Here is a 14,775-nt window from a genome sequence, read left to right on the forward strand (position 1 = left end):
CCGAAACTGATGTCGTAGCCCCGAACCCCCGCTGGCTGCGTCGTCGCTCACCTCCGGGTGCATCCGAGCCGGATGCGCCCGGAGGCTCGGCCAGTTCAGAACAGGACAAGCACGTGGCAGAGCCGACACCGGACCCACCTCAGGACTCTGCACCTCACGACTCACCACTTCAGACAAGTCCGTTCGGTGCGCCCCGCGGCGCTGCAGGCTCTGCGCCCCGAGCCCGGTCGACGAGGCGTGTCGCCGCGTTCATCCTCACGGGCGCGCTCGCGGTCGTTGCGATCATCGTGGGCGCCGAGGTGCTCCGTGTGAGCGGCGATACGATCGAGCAGGGTGACCTCGCCGCGTTCTACGAGCAGCCGGGCGGGGAGGTTCCCAGCACCCCGGGGACGCTGGTGCGGAGCGAGCAGCTCCTGGGCACGCCCGTCGGTTCGCAGGCCTGGCGAATCATGTACTCGTCGACTGACCTCGACGGCACCCCCGTGCTGGTCACTGGGGTTGTCGTCGTTCCGGATGGGGAGGCGCCCGCCGGTGGACGCACGGTGCTCGCGTGGGGGCATCCCACGACCGGCACCGATCCCTCGTGCGCGCCGTCGAGGGCCTTCGACCCGTTCATCGGTATCGAGGGGATGCGCCTCATGTTGGACCGCGGCTACACGGTGGTCGCGACGGACTACCTCGGCATGGGCATCGAGACGGCCGACGGCAAGCAAGCGGGGCTGGACTCGTACCTCGTCGGGGATACGGCTGCCAGGAGCGTGCTCGACTCGGTCCGCGCGGCGCAGCAGCTCGAAGCGGCGCAGGCCGGCGACGACGTGGTGCTGTGGGGGCACTCGCAGGGCGGGCGGGCCGTGCTCTTCGCGGCACAGGAGGCCTCGAGTTACGCACCCGAGCTGAAGATCGCCGCCGTCGCTGCTGCGGCGCCGGCCGCCGACCTGACCAAGCTCATGGGCTCGCACCTCGACGACATCTCCGGCGTGACGATCGGCTCGTACGCGTTCGCGGCATTTGCGAAGGTCTACGCGGACGTACCGGGGGTGGAGCTCCCGAGCATCCTCACACCTGCCGCCATCGAGAAGACGCCGGAGATGAACTCGCTCTGCCTGCTCAGCAGCCTCACCGAGCTGCACGAGATCGGACAGCCGCTCGTCGGCAACTTCACGCTGCACGACCCCACCGCCGTCGAGCCGTGGGCGACGCTCCTGAGCGACAACTCCGCCGGGGCGAAACCCTTCGACGCACCGCTTTTCGTCGCGCAAGGGAGCGCGGACGAACTGGTGCTGCCGGCGGACACCGCCGCGTTCGTCTCCCACGAGGAATCGATCGGTGTTGACGTGCACGCCGTGACGGTCGCAGGTGCGAGCCACGGCACGATCGCCTACGAAGCACTCCCAGAGCTCGAGCGGTGGCTCGAGCAGCACGTCCCCATCAACGGAGGTTCCTGATGTTCAAGACTCGTCGAGCCGCATCCACGGCCCTAGCATTCCTCCTCGCGGCAGGCGCTGTCGCGGCCATGAGCGGATGCTCACCCCGGTCGGACGCGCCACCCTCGAGGGCGGTCGCCACCTTTCAGGTCGTGGATCAGAGCTCCAAGATCGAGCTCGCGACTCCAGAGCTCGTCGAGCACGCCCAGAAGCTCCTGGACGGTGAGGACGTATCGGCGATCCCTGTCGGGACCGTCGTGCGCGACGACGCCTCGGTGAACGAACCGTGGACCTGGCGCATCGACCCTGCGACGCTCGAGTTCGCGGACTTCACGACGGAGGTCTGCGACGGCCTGCCCGAGTACGTCGAAGACGGCACGGTCACGAGCGACGTGTACTGCCCGTGGTCGGCGAAGATCACGGCCATTGAGCCGTTCGAGGACTAGGTCGTGTCTGACAATGTCTCGCCTACTCCGCTCGTCCTGATCGCGCGATCTGCTGCGTTGGAGAACTCACGCAATGCTCCGCATTGGGCTTCGTTCTCCGCCTTGCATCTCGCACGACCAGGCCGTGCTCGCTGCAGCGATCCATTGTCAGACACTCCCTAGGTCGGTCGGCGCGGCGAGAGCAAATGTCGCGCACACACGTCTGTCGCGCGCACATCCGGAGCCGCTGCTCGTCTCGCGTGCATCCGATTCGGAGCCTCGAGTGCTTACCTCGATGGAGTCGGGTGGCAGTCAGTTGCCCGCGAGATCCGAGCGCAGTGAGGCGGCGACGATCATGGGTGAAGTCAACCTCGAAGAGGGAGTCCCAGAGGGCGAGGAGCGCTGGAGAGACGAGGGCGGCTCCGGAGAGAGCACGCACTTTCACGCGCACGGCTGGAGGCCGGACCCGGTGCTGTCTGGCCAGGCGCATCAAGACGCGACGGACCCGGCCGTTGCGCCACCGACGGTCAGGGTGGCCGACGGCGACGCCCTAGGGGAGCGCGACGCTCCCGGGGAGAGCTGAGGACCCTCAATCAGGTGACGGGGCATCCGGAGACGGAGCCCCGCCACCTGGAGTCCTAGCTGGCGATGCGGGCGTTGACGGGGCCGCGTCGGCCGGTGCGGCGACGGCGCGGTCGTGCCGCGGCGACGTCGGATTGGTCATGCTCCACGGGGAACAAGGCCTCGGCGAGCGCCTCTTGGGCCTCGTCGAGCGTGCTGTAGTCGCCGATGCTCTGGCCCTGGGGGCCCTGGAGCGTGTGCAGACCGGTGTCTGCGATCGTGATGAAGCCAGCGAACTCGTCGCTGATGGTCGCCGCGTACACGTCGTCGTCGGCTTGTCGCCAGGAGACACGTGGTGCGGGCAGGGTGAATGGTATTGCGAGTGTGATGCGATTCTTCGTTTCGTTGCGGCGCAGCCCGCCTGCGTTGGCGGGGCGCATTCTTTCAAGCATGTGCGCGCTTGGGTGGGCGCGTGCTGGTCTGCCCGTTCGTGTTCGTGAGCAGAGTGTGCTCGTGAGCCGACTGGGCGTCTCGGACTTGGGTCCTGGTGGCCACGGATCCGGTGGCGCGGATGGCGACAGGCAAGATCTGGAATGTCCGCGAGAAGCGGGGTGACCGTGCGTCGACTTAGCCACTATACGGCATGAAGCCTGGGTGAGAGAGTTTTCTCATGACTGAAGACAACGCGGTGCGTGCTGGCGACGGGGCTAGGGACGGCGCAGGGGAGCTCACGGAGCTCGGCTTCACCATCTTTGGCTTCGTCTCGAAGCCGGTGGAAGAGGTCTACGAGGCGGTCCGACCCGGCGCAGCTCTCCGAGTACTTCACGACGACGGCGTTCGAGTCTGAGCCGGTCGACGCAGGGGCCCGCACTCGCGTGAGCATCAGTGAGTCCGCCTGGAGCCTGACGGATGCCGGCGCGAAGGCGGCCTTCGGCAACTCGATGGGGTGGACCGGCATGCTCGCCGCCATGAAGGTGTGGCCCGAGCACGGCATCCAACTGCGCGAGGGCTTCTACAAGTAGGGCGCCGCACGGTGGTGCCTTGCCGCGAGGGAGCCTCACCGCGAGGGAGCTGCTGCCTGTTCTCGAGGGACTGCTACTGCGTCTTTACGGGGTCCAGGGTCGGGTATTTGGGCTTCCTAGTGTCGCCGGAGGACTTGCCGGTGAGCCGCCTGCCGATCCAGGGGAGCACGTACTCGCGCCAGTACTCGGAGTTGCGTGGGCGCTGGATGCTCGGGGCACTTGGCCCGAAGTCGGGCGCAGGAACGTCGAGCGCGGTGAGCACGTTGGCGGCGACTCGACGGTGGCCGGCTACGCCCATGTGGAGGCGGTCGCGCGACCAGTAGTCGAGGTGGCGCAGCTCGCGGTCTGCCCAGTTGTCGACGAACGTGAGGCCCGGCTGCGGTGGGATCTTCGCGTGCACGGCGGCCGCAAGCGCGTCGCCGCGGGCACCGATGCGTTTGCCCATGGGCAGGTGGTCCGAGGGGTTGGCTCCAGACAGGAGTATGACGTGGATTCCGGCGTCCAGGGCCTGTTTGGCGCCGTCGACGAGCCGCTGGGCCACCTCGTCGATGGAGACGCGGGGTCGCAGAATGTCGTTGCCGCCGCCATTGAGGCTCAACAGCTGCGGTTTCAGGGCGATCGCGGCGGGGAGCTGCTCCTCGAGGATCGCGTCGAGCAGGCGCCCGCGGATGGCGAGGTTCGCGTACGTGACCGACTCTGGTGAGGAGACTGCGAGGCCCTGCGCGACGAGGTCTGCCCAGCCGCGGACCTGCCCGTCGGGCAGCTCGTCCCCGACTCCCTCGGTGAAGCTATCTCCGACGGCCGCGAAACTCGTGAATCCCATGAGGGAGAGTCCATCACACTCCTTCGTAGGCCCCACTCAGATCATGCAGGAGTCGCCTTCGCAGGCTTTCCCCGCACCTCCGAGCATCGTGAAGCCGCCGGGCAGCGATGTCGCTTCCTCGGCTGTGGCCTCTGCGTTCACTGCTCGATCTGCATCGAGCGTCGCGCTCGTGACCGCGCTGGCGTCCTCGCTCATTCCGTGGTCTCTTCGCGGTCGCTCGTGATCTTGGTGAGGACGTCGGCGAAGGTCGCGGCTTCCTGCGCTCCGGAGACCCCGTACTTGCCGTCGATGACAAAGAAGGGGACGCCCTGGATGCCGTAGGCCTGCGCCTGCTGTTGGTCGGCCAGGACGTCGTCGTGGTGCACGCGCTCCTCGAGGGCGTGCACGGCTGCCGCGCGGTCGAGGCCGAGCTCGGCGGCGAGGTCGGCGAGCACTTCGATGTCGCTGAGGTCTTGGCCTTCGACGAAGTAGGCCTTCAGGAGGCGCTCCTTCGCTTCGAGTTGGCGGCCGTTCGCCTTTGCGAAGTGGATGAGCTCGTGGGCGCGCACGGTGTTGACGTGCTGCACCGAGTCGAAGTCGTAGTCGAGGCCGACGTCCTTGGCGATGCCGGTGACGCGGTCGAGCATCTGCTCGACCTGCACGACGGGGAGGCCCTTGCGCTCGGCGAGGTACTCGGTTGTCGACCCGTGGAAGTCGATGGGCGTATCGGGGGAGAGCTCGTAGCTGTGGTACTCGATTTCGACGGCCGGCGCGTTGCCGCCCGCTGAGAACTGCTGGATGCCGCTCTCCAGCTTGCGCTTGCCGATGTAGCACCAGGGGCACGCGATGTCCGACCAGATGTCGATGCGGATCGGTGCCTGCTCTGAGCTGGCCTGCGGAATGTTCTGGGGTGCGTCCTGCGCTGCTGTCGTCACACGCAATGCAACAGGCCCTCTCGCGCAGCTATTCCCAGGCGGAGATGCTCGCTTTCCCTGCGCTTTCCTTCGCCCTTCACTCGGCCTTGACTCCGCCTTCACTCGGCCTTGACGACGGCGAGTTCATCCCAATGCGTCGTCGCGCGCGGCGAGATCATCTCGCGGCGCATGGTCCAGGTGCGTCCGCCGCGCAGCCCCGCGATGCCGAGCCCGAGCGACTCCTGCCCGAACTTGGCCGCGACGGCGTCGAGGGCCTCGCCGACGCGCCGGTCCTCGCTGCGTTCGCCGAAGATGTCGAGCGCGGCGTAGGAGTCGCGAGCCACGAACTCGAAAAGTGAGACCCCGACGCGCACGTACTTGAGGTCCGACCGCAGCTGCGGCCCGAGCGCCGTGGCTGCCGCGCGGAACAGCACCACGGGGTCGTCGGTCGGCTCGGGGAAGGCGACCGAAACGGCGTGCGACTCGTGCCCCTCACGGAACGGCGAGGTCGCCGCGTAGCAGCTCATCGCCCTCGCGAGTGAGCCCTGTGCGCGTAGGCGGGCCGAGGCGCGCTGCGTGTAGACGGAGAGCACTTCCTCGAGTTCCTGCACCGTCGAGATCGGGACGGCGAACGAGCGGGAGAACTGGATCTGCTCGCGCTCGGATGGCACCTCGTCGATGGGCAGGCAGTCGATGCCGCGTAGCTCCTGGACCACTCGCTCTTGCACAACCCCGTAGCGACGACGGATGGCGGTCGGCGACGACTCGCGGAGGTCGAGGGCGGTGCGGATGCCGAGCCCCACGTACTTCGCGGCCATCTTGCGACCGACGCCCCACACATCGCCGACGTCGATCGACCCGAGGATTCCGCTGAGCTGATCGCGACCGTAGGCACCGAGGTGGCACACGCCGCCGAGCGAAGGCTCCGACTTGGAGCCGCGGTTCGCGAGCTTCGCGAGCGTCTTGCTCGGAGCGATGCCGATGCTGACGGGGATGCCGATGAGCTTCCGCATCGCCACCCTGATCTCGCGCGCGGCGGCGACGGCCTCGCGGCGGTCGCTCGGGAGGCGGATGAAGCTCTCGTCGATCGAGTACACCTCCTGAGACGGCGTGTACCTGCCGAGGAGCTCGATGGTGCGGGCGTTGATGTCGCCGTAGAGCTCGTAGTTGCTCGAGCGGGCGACGACCCCCTTCATCGCGGCCTCCGGGGCGATGGCCTGCCAGGGCGCGCCCATGGGGATGCCGGCGGCCTTCGCCTCCTCGGAGCGCGCGATGACGCAGCCGTCGTTGTTGGAGAGCACCACGATGGGTTTGCCCTCGAGGCTCGGGTCGAAGATGCGCTCGCACGAGGCGTAGAAGTTGTTGGCGTCGACGATGGCGATCGATGACGGAGACGAGAAAGCGGGCGCGGGTGCGCCGAGGGCAGGGGAGCCGGGGGCGGTCTCAGACACGGTGGAGGTACCTCGTGACGACGCCCCACACGGTGAGCTCGCTGAGCTCTTCGAGCACGATGTCGGCGTATGCGGGGTTTTCGGGCACCAGTCGCACGCGGCCGTGGTCGAACCGGAGCCGCTTGACGGTGAGCTCGCCGTCGACGACCGCGATGACGACGTTGCCGTCGTGGGGCTCCAGCGACCGGTCGACGATGATCTCGTCGCCGTCGAAGATGCCTGCCCCGATCATGCTGTCGCCGCTGACGCGCACGATGAAGGTCGCGGCCGGGTCGTTGATGAGGTGCCGGTTGAGGTCGACGGGCCCGGAGTAGTAGCCCTGGGCTGGAGACGGGAAGCCGGCGGGCACCGCCTCTTCTGCGCGTTCCGCGAGGGGCGCGGGCGGCTCCGAGCTGGTCCCTTCCTCAGCGGGCGGCGACACGGAGGCGAGGACTTCGACACGTGCATCGCTCATACTCGGCCTCCCTGTCGTTCGTCCGGCGAGGCGGGGCTGGGGCCGGCTCGCTTCGATCACACGCGTGTGCGCGTCCCAATTGTCGCGGATGAACCTCCGGAGAGTGTGACGGATGCGCCCGTCGAGTGGTGGCGTCCGATCGGCACCATGAGCGGCCGGCCAGAAACCGGGTCGTCGATGACGAGGCTCTCGAGCCCGAACACGGCGCGCACGGTATCGACAGTGAGCACGTCGGTCGGGACGCCAGCAGCGTGAAGCCCGCCGTCGGCAAGCGCGATGAGGTGGTCGGCGTACCGTGCCGCGAGGTTGAGGTCGTGGAGCACCATGACGATGGTGGTGCCGCGCGAGCGGTTGAGGTCGGTGAGCAGGTCGAGCACCTCGACCTGGTGGCTCACGTCGAGGAACGTCGTGGGCTCGTCGAGCAGCAGGAGGTCGGTCTGCTGGGCGAGGGCCATCGCGATCCACACGCGCTGCCGCTGCCCGCCGGAGAGTTCGTCGACGTGCCGGTCGGCAAGCGCCGTCGTCTCGGTCGCCTCGAGGGCCGCGGCGACGGCGAGGTCGTCGTCGTGGCTCCACCGCGAGAGGATGCTCTGGTGCGGGTGGCGTCCCCGGCCGACGAGGTCAGCGACCGTGATGCCCTCCGGGGCGATGGGCGACTGTGGGAGGAGCCCGAGCATCCGCGCCAGCTGCTTCGCGGGCGTCTTGTGCACCTCTTTGCCGTCGAGGAGCACGTGCCCGTCTCGCGGCGAGAGGAGCCGCGACATGGATCGCAGCAGCGTCGACTTGCCACACGCGTTCGCGCCGACGATCGCGGTTACCTTGCCCGGCGGCACGAGGAGGTCGAGCTCGTCGATGACAACTCGGTCGCCGTAGCCGAGCGTGAGCTTCTCGACGGTGAGAGTGTGGTCGACGGTCATAGCGAGCCTCCCGCGCGGTTCGTGCGGATGATCAGGTAGATGAGGAAGGGGGCGCCGAGCACACCGGTGACAACCCCGACGGGGTAGCGGGTGCCGAGCAGGAACTGGCCGACGAGGTCAGCGACGAGCACCAGCAGGGCGCCGACGAGGCCCGCTGGGATGAGCAGCGAGCCGCCGCCGAAGAGGCGGGCCGCGATGGGGCCGGCGAGGAAGGCCACGAACGCGATGGGGCCCGCGGCAGCCGTCGCGAACGAGAGGACCCCGACCGCGGTGACGATGACGATGAGCCGAGTGCGATTGACGCGCACACCGAGGGCGGCTGCCGTGTCGTCGCCGAGCTGGGTCGCTGAGAGGTTGCGGCTCTGCGCGAGGAGCACGGGCACCAGCACGGCGATGGCGATCGCGGCGGGGAGGATCGCGTTCCAGGATGCGCCGTTGAGGCTGCCGTTGAGCCAGCGCAGCGCCTCCTGGAGGTCCCACTGCGCGGCCTGCGACAGCACGTAGTTGGTGATGCTGTCGAGCATCGCCGCGATGCCGATGCCGATCAGGATGAGACGGGTGCCCGTAACACCGCCCTTGAACGACAGGAAGTAGATGAGGATGGCGACGCCGAGACCCACGAAGATGGCGAAGAACGACACCTCGCTCGCGCCGAGCGAGAGCGTGACGATGCCGAACGCCGCGGCCGCGCTCGCGCCAGACGAGATGCCGATGATGTCGGGGCTCGCGAGCGGGTTGCGCAGCATGGTCTGGAACGTGACGCCCGCGAGGCCGAACGCGAGTCCTGCCAGGATCGCGAGGACCGCGCGGGGCAGGCGGAGGCGACCGACCGTAAAGGTCGCGCCCTGCACATCCTGACCCAGGACGACCGCGATGACCTGGTCGATGCCGTAGAAGGTCTGCCCGTACATGAGTGAGAACACGAACACGACGACGATGAGCGCGACCAGCACGAGCATCGTGAGGCGGCGTCGCGCGGCCCTCCGGTTGCGGCTGCGGGCGACGGCGCGCGCCGTCGCCTCGATCGCCGAGTCGGTGGACGAGGGTGCGAGGGAAGTCGGAGACGAGGCGGCCGAAGCTGAAGAGGCCGGGCTTGAGGAGCGTGTCGTGGTCACAGGGCACGCACCTTGGAGCGGCGGACGATCCAGATGAAGATGGGGGCTCCGATGATGGCAGTGATGATGCCCACGTCGATCTCGGAGGGGCGGGTCAGGATGCGACCGAGCACATCCGCTCCCGTTAGCAGGGAGGCGCCGACGACAGCGGAGAAGGGCAGTACCCAGCGGTGGTCGACGCCGAACATGAGGCGGCACGCGTGGGGGACAACCAGCCCGACGAAGGCGATGGGGCCCGTGACGGCCGTTGCGGCGCCGCACAGCACAACCGCGCCGAGGGCCGCGGCGCCGCGCGTCATCGCGACGCGCTCGCCGAGGCCGGCCGCGAGGTCGTCGCCGAGAGCGAGCGAGTTGAGGCCCTTCGCCGAGGCGAGGCTAATGAGGAACCCGACGAGCAGGAATGGGAGCACCTGCGAGATGCTGTCCCAGGTGCCGCCTCCCACGCCGCCGATCTGCCACGACCTGGCGCTCTGGCTGATGTCGCCGCGCGGCAGGATGATGGCGGTCACAAACGAGGCGAGCGCCGCCGAGGTCGCGGCTCCCGCGAGGGCGAGCTTGAGCGGCGTCGCGCCGCCGCGGCCGAGCGAACCGACGACGTAGACGAACACCGCCGCGAGGGCGGCGCCCGTGATGGCGACCCAGATGAAGCTCGAGGCCGAGGTGAGGCCGAAGTACGCGATGCCCGTCACGACGGCGAGGGATGCGCCCATATTGACGCCGAGGATGCCGGGGTCGGCGAGCGGGTTGCGCGTCACGCCCTGCATGACGGCGCCAGACACGCCGAGCGCCGCGCCGACCGCGACGGCGAGGAAGGTGCGCGGGATGCGCTTCGCGACCGCCGCCTCATCGAAGCCGTTGGTCGACCCGCCGAGCACGGCCACCGCATCCGCCCAACTGACGTCGCGCGAGCCGATCATGACGGAGATGACGATGAGCGCGCCGAGGGTGGCGATCGCGACCAGGAACCACAGCGCCCGCAGCCGCCGGGGGCGTCGCACGATGGCAACACCCCCGGCGGCTACGGGAGGAGCGGTCTGGGTCACTAGGCCTTGTCTGCTGCCTGCGAGAGGAGCGCGACGTAGTCGTCGAGGATCCACGAGATGGACAGCGGCGTCGGGTTCGCGGCAGTGCCAAGCGGCTCGGTGCCAGGCAGGTTGACGATCGAGCCGTTGGCGACGGCGGGGATCTGCGAGAGCACGGGGTCGCCCTGCAGAGTCTGCACGAGGTCCTCGCCGCCGTAGGTCACGATGATCTCGACGTCGGCGAGCGTGTCGGTCTGCTCGGCGCTGATCGTCTGCGAGAACTGGTCGGTGCTTGCGGAGGCGTCGATGAGGCTCTGCGGGAATGCCATGCCGAGGTCCTCGAAGAAGGCGCTGCGGGTGTCGTGCGTCGTGTAGAAGCTGACCTGGCTGAGGTCGGTCTCGTCGACGTGGGTGAGGAACATGGTCTTCTTGCCCTGGATGGCGGGGTACTTGGCCGCCGTGGCTTCGATCTCGCCCTCGAGTTCCGTGATGAGCGCGTCGCCCTCGGCCTCAAGCCCCATGCCCTGGCTGTTGAGGCGGATCATGTCGCGCCAGGAGGTTGCCCACGCCGTGTCCGGGTACGCGACAACCGGTGCGATCTCGGAGAGCGTGTTGTAGTCCTCCTGCGTGAGCCCCGAGTAGGCGGCCAGGATGACGTCCGGGTTCGTGTCGGCGACGGCCTCGAAGTCCACGCCATCGGTCTCGTCGAAGAGCACGGGGGTCTCCCCGCCGAGCTCCTCGAGCTTCTCGCTCACCCAGGGGAGGATGCCGTCGCCGTTGTCGTCGCCGAAGTCTGCGCGAGCCATGCCGACGGGCACGACGCCGAGCGCGAGGGGCACTTCCTGGTTCGCCCAGTTGACCGTCGCGATGCGCTCCGGCTTCTCCGTGATCTCGATCGTGCCGAGCGCGTGCTCGATCGTGATCGGCGTGAAGTCGCCGCTCGCCTCGCCCGCAGGGGCGTCGGTTGCCGGGGTCGTCGAGCAGGCGGCGAGACCTGCCGTGAGCAGCGCGGTCGCGGCGAGGGCGACGAGCTTGGATGCGCGGGGCATGGTGTCCTTTCGAGGGTGCAGCTCGGGCGTTTCCCGCGCGCCGAAGGTCGCCGCGAGGCGGCGAAGAGGTGGGCGCGGAGGTGAAGTCGGCGGCCGCCGGACGGGCTCGAGATCGTGCCCTGTTAGGCGTGCCTTACCAAAGCTAAAGGACTCGAGGCGGCTTTGCAATCGAGGCGAACTGACACGATTCTTCGCGAAACGGACACGGGCGGCGTGGCCTGGCGGCCGCTCACTGCGCGCGGAACCGGCCCGGGCTCGTACCTGTCACTCGACGGAAGGCTGTCCCGAACGCGCTGGCCGACCTGAAACCGACCGCGGCGGCGACGTCGTCGATGCTCTCGCCGTCGGTCAGCAGCACGATCGACCGCTGGATCCGAGAGGCCGCGAGCCAGCGGCTGAACCCGAGCCCGGTCTCGGTCTGGAACTGGCGAGTGATCGTGCGGGCGCTCACGCCGAGCTGCGCCGACCACTCGTGGAGCGTGCGCGCGTCCCGAACGTCCGCATCCAGCGCCAGGACGATGGGGGTGAGCAGGTCGGAGGCCGGGATGCGCACCACAAGCTCGTGCGGCGCGGGAGTCAGGACGTCAAGGACCATCGCCTCGGTCTTCGACCGCGACGCGTCGTCGAGCTCAGGTTCGGCGAGGCGGTCGAGGAGCAGGCGGAGCAGGTCGGTCACGTCGACCGCGACCGGCTCTTCCGCGATCGGGGTCGTCGTCTGGACGCTGAACATGGCGGTGCGGTACCAGGTGCCCGCCGGCGTCCACGCCGTGTGGCGCACGCCGGCGGGGATCCAGAGGCCGACGGTCGGAGTGATAGTCCACGTGCGCGGCCCGACGGTCAGCGAGGACGCACCCCGCGTGTTCCAGATGAGCTCGTGCGTCGGGTGGGAGTGCTCCTCCCAGAACGTGTTGCGGGTGATCGCCTCGTCCATGCCGTCGATGACGTAGGGCACCTCGACGGAGCCCGCCTCGTAGAGGGGCAGGCTGCGCCGGTCGACGTCCGGCACGTCGAGCGTGCTCATGGTCTCAGCCTACGGAGTCGACCGGTCGCGGTTCAGCTTCGTTCGGTTGCCAGCCACCCGCCGTGAGACGGGGCCCAGCCGTAGGCCTCGCGGGCGTACTCTCCGGTCGCGGCCTGGTCCTGGAGGAGGGCATCGGCGAAAGGGCCCCCGAGGCGCTCGCGGCTCGCATCCGGGGTTTCCGTCGCGAGCTCGACGGGAGCATCCGCCGACTCGGCGATCTCGCGCACCGTCGGGTTCTCGCCGCTCGCCGCGATGACGTAGCCGACGGCCGCGCCCTTCTCGAGGACCCGCACGTAGAGGTCAGCGAGGTCGTCGACGTGCACGAGCGTCCAGCGCTGGCTGCCGTCGCCGACGAGCGAAACCGGGGCGGAGGCGTCGCCGGCGAGGAGCTGCGGGAGGCCGCCCTGCCCGCCGTACACGACGGCGGGCGCGACGATCGCGGTGTTGACGTTGCTGTTGATGACTTGGCGGTCGATGGGCACGCGCCAGGAGACGATCTCGGGCGCATCCGGCTCCGACTGCTCCGTGATGGCCGGGTTGTTCCCGAACAGCCAGATGCCGCTTGTGTGCACGAACTGCGTCGGGGAATGCACAAGCTCGTTGAGGACGGCCGGCACGAACGTCGGGTCAACGTCTGCCGCGGAGGCCGTGTGGATGACGCCCTCCGACTGGCGGAGGAGTGGGGCGAGCGCGGACCGGTCGGTCAGGTCGACGACAACGGCCTTGGCTCCCGCCTCCCGCACGATCGCGGCCTTCTCCTCGCTGCGTACCGCCGCCGTTACGACGTGGCCGTTCGCGAGCAGGGCCCGCAGGACTGCCGAGCCGATGTAGCCGGTCGCTCCAGTCAGAAACACCTTCATGTGGTTGCCTTCCGTCGTGTCGAACTTGGGCGTCGCCCGTGACACAGCAGTGCAACCGCGGCGGGGCCGGAGGCATTCCAGACGCCCCGGCCCTGCCCGGTTTCGAGTGCTCGCCAGCTCGCACGTTCAGCGCTGACCGCCTCCCGTGCTTAGCGCTCGCCGGCCCCGGGCTTCCGCACCCGCGTGCCCTGCTCGACGGGAGCTGTGTCGGGCTCGTAGGAGTGCTCGTCGAGCGACCCGCCCGACTTCAGGACCCGCAGCTCCTCGGTCTGCACGCGGAGCGCTGGCGCGGCCGCGAGGTTCGACGGCTCCTTCGGGGTGCCGGGCAGCCACACGTTGAAGAAGAGGTTGAGGAGCACGGCTACGATCGCGGCCGAGCTGATGCCGGAGTCGAAGATCGTCACGAACCATTCCGGGAAGGCGTGCCAGAACTGCGGCGAGACGACCGGGATGAGGCCGAAGGCGAGCGCCGAGGCGACGATGATCATGTTGTTGTTGCCGTTGTAGTCGACCTTCGAGAGGGTGCGCACGCCGCTCGCCGCGACACTGCCGAACAGCACGATGCCCGCGCCGCCGAGCACTGGGCTCGGGATGACGCTGAAGACGGCGGCTGCCATCGGTGAGAGGCCGAGGATCACGAGCAGCCCGCCGCCGGCTGCGACGGCGAAGCGGCTCTTGATGCCCGTAAGGGCGACGAGCCCGACGTTCTGCGCGAAGGCGGTCGCGGGGAACGAGTTGAAGATGGGGGCGAGCAGCGAGGAGACCATGTCGGCGCGCAGGCCGTCACCGACGCGGCGTGAGTCGACCTTGGTGCCGACGACCTCGCCGACGGCGAGTACGTCTGCCGTGGTCTCGACCATGATGACGAGGATCACGATGGTCATCGAGACGATGGCGCCGATCTCGAAGACGGGCATCCCGAACGCGAATGGCTGCGGGAAGGCGAAGACGGATGCTGACCCGACGGCGTCGAAGTCGGCCTGCCCGAGCACGAGGGCGAAGACCGTGCCGATCGCGAGTCCCAGCAGGACGGCGAGGCGGGAGAGCGCCTTGATCTTGCTCAGGATGAGCACGACGGCGAACGTGAAGAGAGCGAGCCCGATCTTGTCGGCGGAAGCGAAGCCCTCGGCCGTCGGGTCGGAGCCGGTCACCCAGCGCCCGGCGACGGGCATGAGGGAGAGGCCGATGACGGTGATGATCGAGCCCGTCACGACGGCGGGGAAGAAGCGCACGATCCTGGCGAAGAACGGCGCGATGATGAGGCCGATCGCGCTTGCGACGATGACGGCACCGAACACGGTCTGCAGGCCGGCCTCGCCGTTGCCCGCGATGATGGCGAGCATCGTCGAGACGGCCGCGAAGGAGATGCCCTGCACAAGCGGCAGCTTCGAGCCGAAGTAGGGGACCCCGATGGTCTGCAGGATGGTCGCGGCGCCGCTTACGAAGAGCGCACAGGCGACGAGGAGCGCCTTCTGGCCCACGTCGAGTCCGGCGGCGCCGCCCACGATGAGGGGGACGGCGATGACGCCGCCGAACATCGCGACGATGTGCTGGACTCCGTAGCCGATCGTCTTGCCTGGGCTGAGGCGCTCGTCTTCTGGGCGCACCTCCGTTGCTGCTGGGGCCGAATCGGCTGTTGTTGCGACCGAAGCTGTGCTGGGTTCGGGAGACATGGTTGACCTCTCTTGGGTCGACGGAAAAGGGGTCGACAAACAGCCCTGCCAGGTGGATCGGGTTC

The 14,775-nt window shown here is 68.7% G+C and carries 18 protein-coding genes; 5 read left to right on the top strand and 13 right to left on the bottom strand.

Going from position 1 to position 14,775, the window contains the following annotated elements; all coding sequences use genetic code 11:
• Positions 1-113: 113 nt before the first annotated feature.
• The 3 genes from FHX72_RS19555 (at position 114) to FHX72_RS01640 (ending at position 2,432) form a co-directional block, all read left to right on the top strand.
• Positions 114-1,445: an alpha/beta fold hydrolase gene (locus FHX72_RS19555; protein WP_338110000.1), complete on the top strand. Its 1,332-nt coding sequence runs from the start codon at positions 114-116 to the stop codon at positions 1,443-1,445.
• Entirely contained in the window at positions 1,445-1,870 is a 426-nt protein-coding gene (locus FHX72_RS01635) for a BP74-related protein (protein ID WP_183622626.1), read from the top strand. Before FHX72_RS19555 ends, FHX72_RS01635 begins: the two co-directional genes overlap by 1 nt.
• 334 nt (positions 1,871-2,204) lie before the next feature.
• A complete protein-coding gene (locus FHX72_RS01640) occupies positions 2,205-2,432 on the top strand; it encodes a hypothetical protein (protein ID WP_156475596.1) in 228 nt (75 codons plus the stop codon).
• A 55-nt stretch (positions 2,433-2,487) separates the two neighbouring features.
• Here FHX72_RS01640 and FHX72_RS01645 read toward each other — a convergent pair whose 3' ends face one another.
• Positions 2,488-2,850 (bottom strand): hypothetical protein, encoded by a 363-nt coding sequence (locus FHX72_RS01645; RefSeq protein ID WP_183622628.1) that lies wholly within the window; start codon positions 2,848-2,850, stop codon positions 2,488-2,490.
• Positions 2,851-3,080: 230 nt separating this feature from the next.
• On the opposite strand from FHX72_RS01645, the gene FHX72_RS18690 reads away from it, so the two are divergent.
• Both FHX72_RS18690 and FHX72_RS18695 read left to right on the top strand, forming a co-directional pair.
• Positions 3,081-3,257 (top strand): hypothetical protein, encoded by a 177-nt coding sequence (locus FHX72_RS18690; RefSeq protein ID WP_244963955.1) that lies wholly within the window; start codon positions 3,081-3,083, stop codon positions 3,255-3,257.
• Between the two features lie 28 nt (positions 3,258-3,285).
• Entirely contained in the window at positions 3,286-3,432 is a 147-nt protein-coding gene (locus FHX72_RS18695; RefSeq protein ID WP_244963956.1) for an SRPBCC family protein, read from the top strand.
• A 73-nt stretch (positions 3,433-3,505) separates the two neighbouring features.
• Here FHX72_RS18695 and FHX72_RS01655 read toward each other — a convergent pair whose 3' ends face one another.
• The 12 genes from FHX72_RS01655 to FHX72_RS01710 form a co-directional block, all read right to left on the bottom strand.
• Positions 3,506-4,255, bottom strand: a complete 750-nt coding sequence (locus tag FHX72_RS01655) for an SGNH/GDSL hydrolase family protein (RefSeq protein WP_183622630.1) — start codon at positions 4,253-4,255, stop codon at positions 3,506-3,508.
• Between the two features lie 36 nt (positions 4,256-4,291).
• Complete coding sequence (locus tag FHX72_RS01660; protein WP_156475595.1) at positions 4,292-4,450, bottom strand: hypothetical protein; 159 nt, start codon at positions 4,448-4,450, stop codon at positions 4,292-4,294.
• Positions 4,447-5,169: a DsbA family oxidoreductase gene (locus tag FHX72_RS01665; RefSeq protein ID WP_338110001.1), complete on the bottom strand. Its 723-nt coding sequence runs from the start codon at positions 5,167-5,169 to the stop codon at positions 4,447-4,449. Before FHX72_RS01665 ends, FHX72_RS01660 begins: the two co-directional genes overlap by 4 nt.
• Positions 5,170-5,267: 98 nt before the next feature.
• A complete protein-coding gene (locus FHX72_RS19560) occupies positions 5,268-6,599 on the bottom strand; it encodes a Y-family DNA polymerase (RefSeq protein ID WP_183622632.1) in 1,332 nt (443 codons plus the stop codon).
• Positions 6,592-7,053 (bottom strand): LexA family protein, encoded by a 462-nt coding sequence (locus FHX72_RS01675; protein ID WP_183622634.1) that lies wholly within the window; start codon positions 7,051-7,053, stop codon positions 6,592-6,594. Before FHX72_RS01675 ends, FHX72_RS19560 begins: the two co-directional genes overlap by 8 nt.
• A 56-nt stretch (positions 7,054-7,109) precedes the next feature.
• Positions 7,110-7,970 (bottom strand): ABC transporter ATP-binding protein, encoded by an 861-nt coding sequence (locus tag FHX72_RS01680; protein WP_183622636.1) that lies wholly within the window; start codon positions 7,968-7,970, stop codon positions 7,110-7,112.
• Entirely contained in the window at positions 7,967-9,085 is a 1,119-nt protein-coding gene (locus tag FHX72_RS01685) for a FecCD family ABC transporter permease (RefSeq protein WP_338110002.1), read from the bottom strand. Before FHX72_RS01685 ends, FHX72_RS01680 begins: the two co-directional genes overlap by 4 nt.
• Positions 9,082-10,128, bottom strand: a complete 1,047-nt coding sequence (locus FHX72_RS01690) for a FecCD family ABC transporter permease (protein ID WP_338110003.1) — start codon at positions 10,126-10,128, stop codon at positions 9,082-9,084. Before FHX72_RS01690 ends, FHX72_RS01685 begins: the two co-directional genes overlap by 4 nt.
• On the bottom strand, positions 10,128-11,156 hold the full coding sequence (locus FHX72_RS01695; RefSeq protein WP_183622638.1) for an iron-siderophore ABC transporter substrate-binding protein: 1,029 nt from the start codon (positions 11,154-11,156) through the stop codon (positions 10,128-10,130). The genes FHX72_RS01690 and FHX72_RS01695 overlap by 1 nt, the downstream gene beginning before the upstream one ends.
• 229 nt (positions 11,157-11,385) lie before the next feature.
• Positions 11,386-12,177, bottom strand: a complete 792-nt coding sequence (locus tag FHX72_RS01700; RefSeq protein ID WP_183622640.1) for a helix-turn-helix domain-containing protein — start codon at positions 12,175-12,177, stop codon at positions 11,386-11,388.
• A gap of 32 nt (positions 12,178-12,209) precedes the next feature.
• Positions 12,210-13,037 (bottom strand): NAD-dependent epimerase/dehydratase family protein, encoded by an 828-nt coding sequence (locus FHX72_RS01705; RefSeq protein ID WP_183622642.1) that lies wholly within the window; start codon positions 13,035-13,037, stop codon positions 12,210-12,212.
• A 149-nt stretch (positions 13,038-13,186) separates the two neighbouring features.
• Positions 13,187-14,710, bottom strand: a complete 1,524-nt coding sequence (locus FHX72_RS01710) for a nucleobase:cation symporter-2 family protein (protein WP_183622644.1) — start codon at positions 14,708-14,710, stop codon at positions 13,187-13,189.
• Positions 14,711-14,775: the final 65 nt, after the last annotated feature.

Origin of the sequence: Pseudoclavibacter helvolus (genome assembly GCF_014191305.1) — a bacterium.
GTDB classification, from domain to species: domain Bacteria; phylum Actinomycetota; class Actinomycetes; order Actinomycetales; family Microbacteriaceae; genus Pseudoclavibacter; species Pseudoclavibacter helvolus.

Excerpts from the sequence above, each read along its gene's own strand:
- FHX72_RS01635 (WP_183622626.1), top strand. The coding sequence starts at position 1,445 with ATGTTCAAGACTCGTCGAGCCGCATCCACGGCCCTAGCATTCCTCCTC.
- FHX72_RS01640 (WP_156475596.1), top strand. The coding sequence starts at position 2,205 with ATGGGTGAAGTCAACCTCGAAGAGGGAGTCCCAGAGGGCGAGGAGCGC.
- FHX72_RS01645 (WP_183622628.1), bottom strand. The coding sequence starts at position 2,850 with ATGCGCCCCGCCAACGCAGGCGGGCTGCGCCGCAACGAAACGAAGAAT.
- FHX72_RS18690 (WP_244963955.1), top strand. The coding sequence starts at position 3,081 with ATGACTGAAGACAACGCGGTGCGTGCTGGCGACGGGGCTAGGGACGGC.
- FHX72_RS01655 (WP_183622630.1), bottom strand. The coding sequence starts at position 4,255 with ATGGGATTCACGAGTTTCGCGGCCGTCGGAGATAGCTTCACCGAGGGA.
- FHX72_RS01660 (WP_156475595.1), bottom strand. The coding sequence starts at position 4,450 with ATGAGCGAGGACGCCAGCGCGGTCACGAGCGCGACGCTCGATGCAGAT.
- FHX72_RS01675 (WP_183622634.1), bottom strand. The coding sequence starts at position 7,053 with ATGAGCGATGCACGTGTCGAAGTCCTCGCCTCCGTGTCGCCGCCCGCT.
- FHX72_RS01680 (WP_183622636.1), bottom strand. The coding sequence starts at position 7,970 with ATGACCGTCGACCACACTCTCACCGTCGAGAAGCTCACGCTCGGCTAC.
- FHX72_RS01695 (WP_183622638.1), bottom strand. The coding sequence starts at position 11,156 with ATGCCCCGCGCATCCAAGCTCGTCGCCCTCGCCGCGACCGCGCTGCTC.
- FHX72_RS01700 (WP_183622640.1), bottom strand. The coding sequence starts at position 12,177 with ATGAGCACGCTCGACGTGCCGGACGTCGACCGGCGCAGCCTGCCCCTC.
- FHX72_RS01705 (WP_183622642.1), bottom strand. The coding sequence starts at position 13,037 with ATGAAGGTGTTTCTGACTGGAGCGACCGGCTACATCGGCTCGGCAGTC.
- FHX72_RS01710 (WP_183622644.1), bottom strand. The coding sequence starts at position 14,710 with ATGTCTCCCGAACCCAGCACAGCTTCGGTCGCAACAACAGCCGATTCG.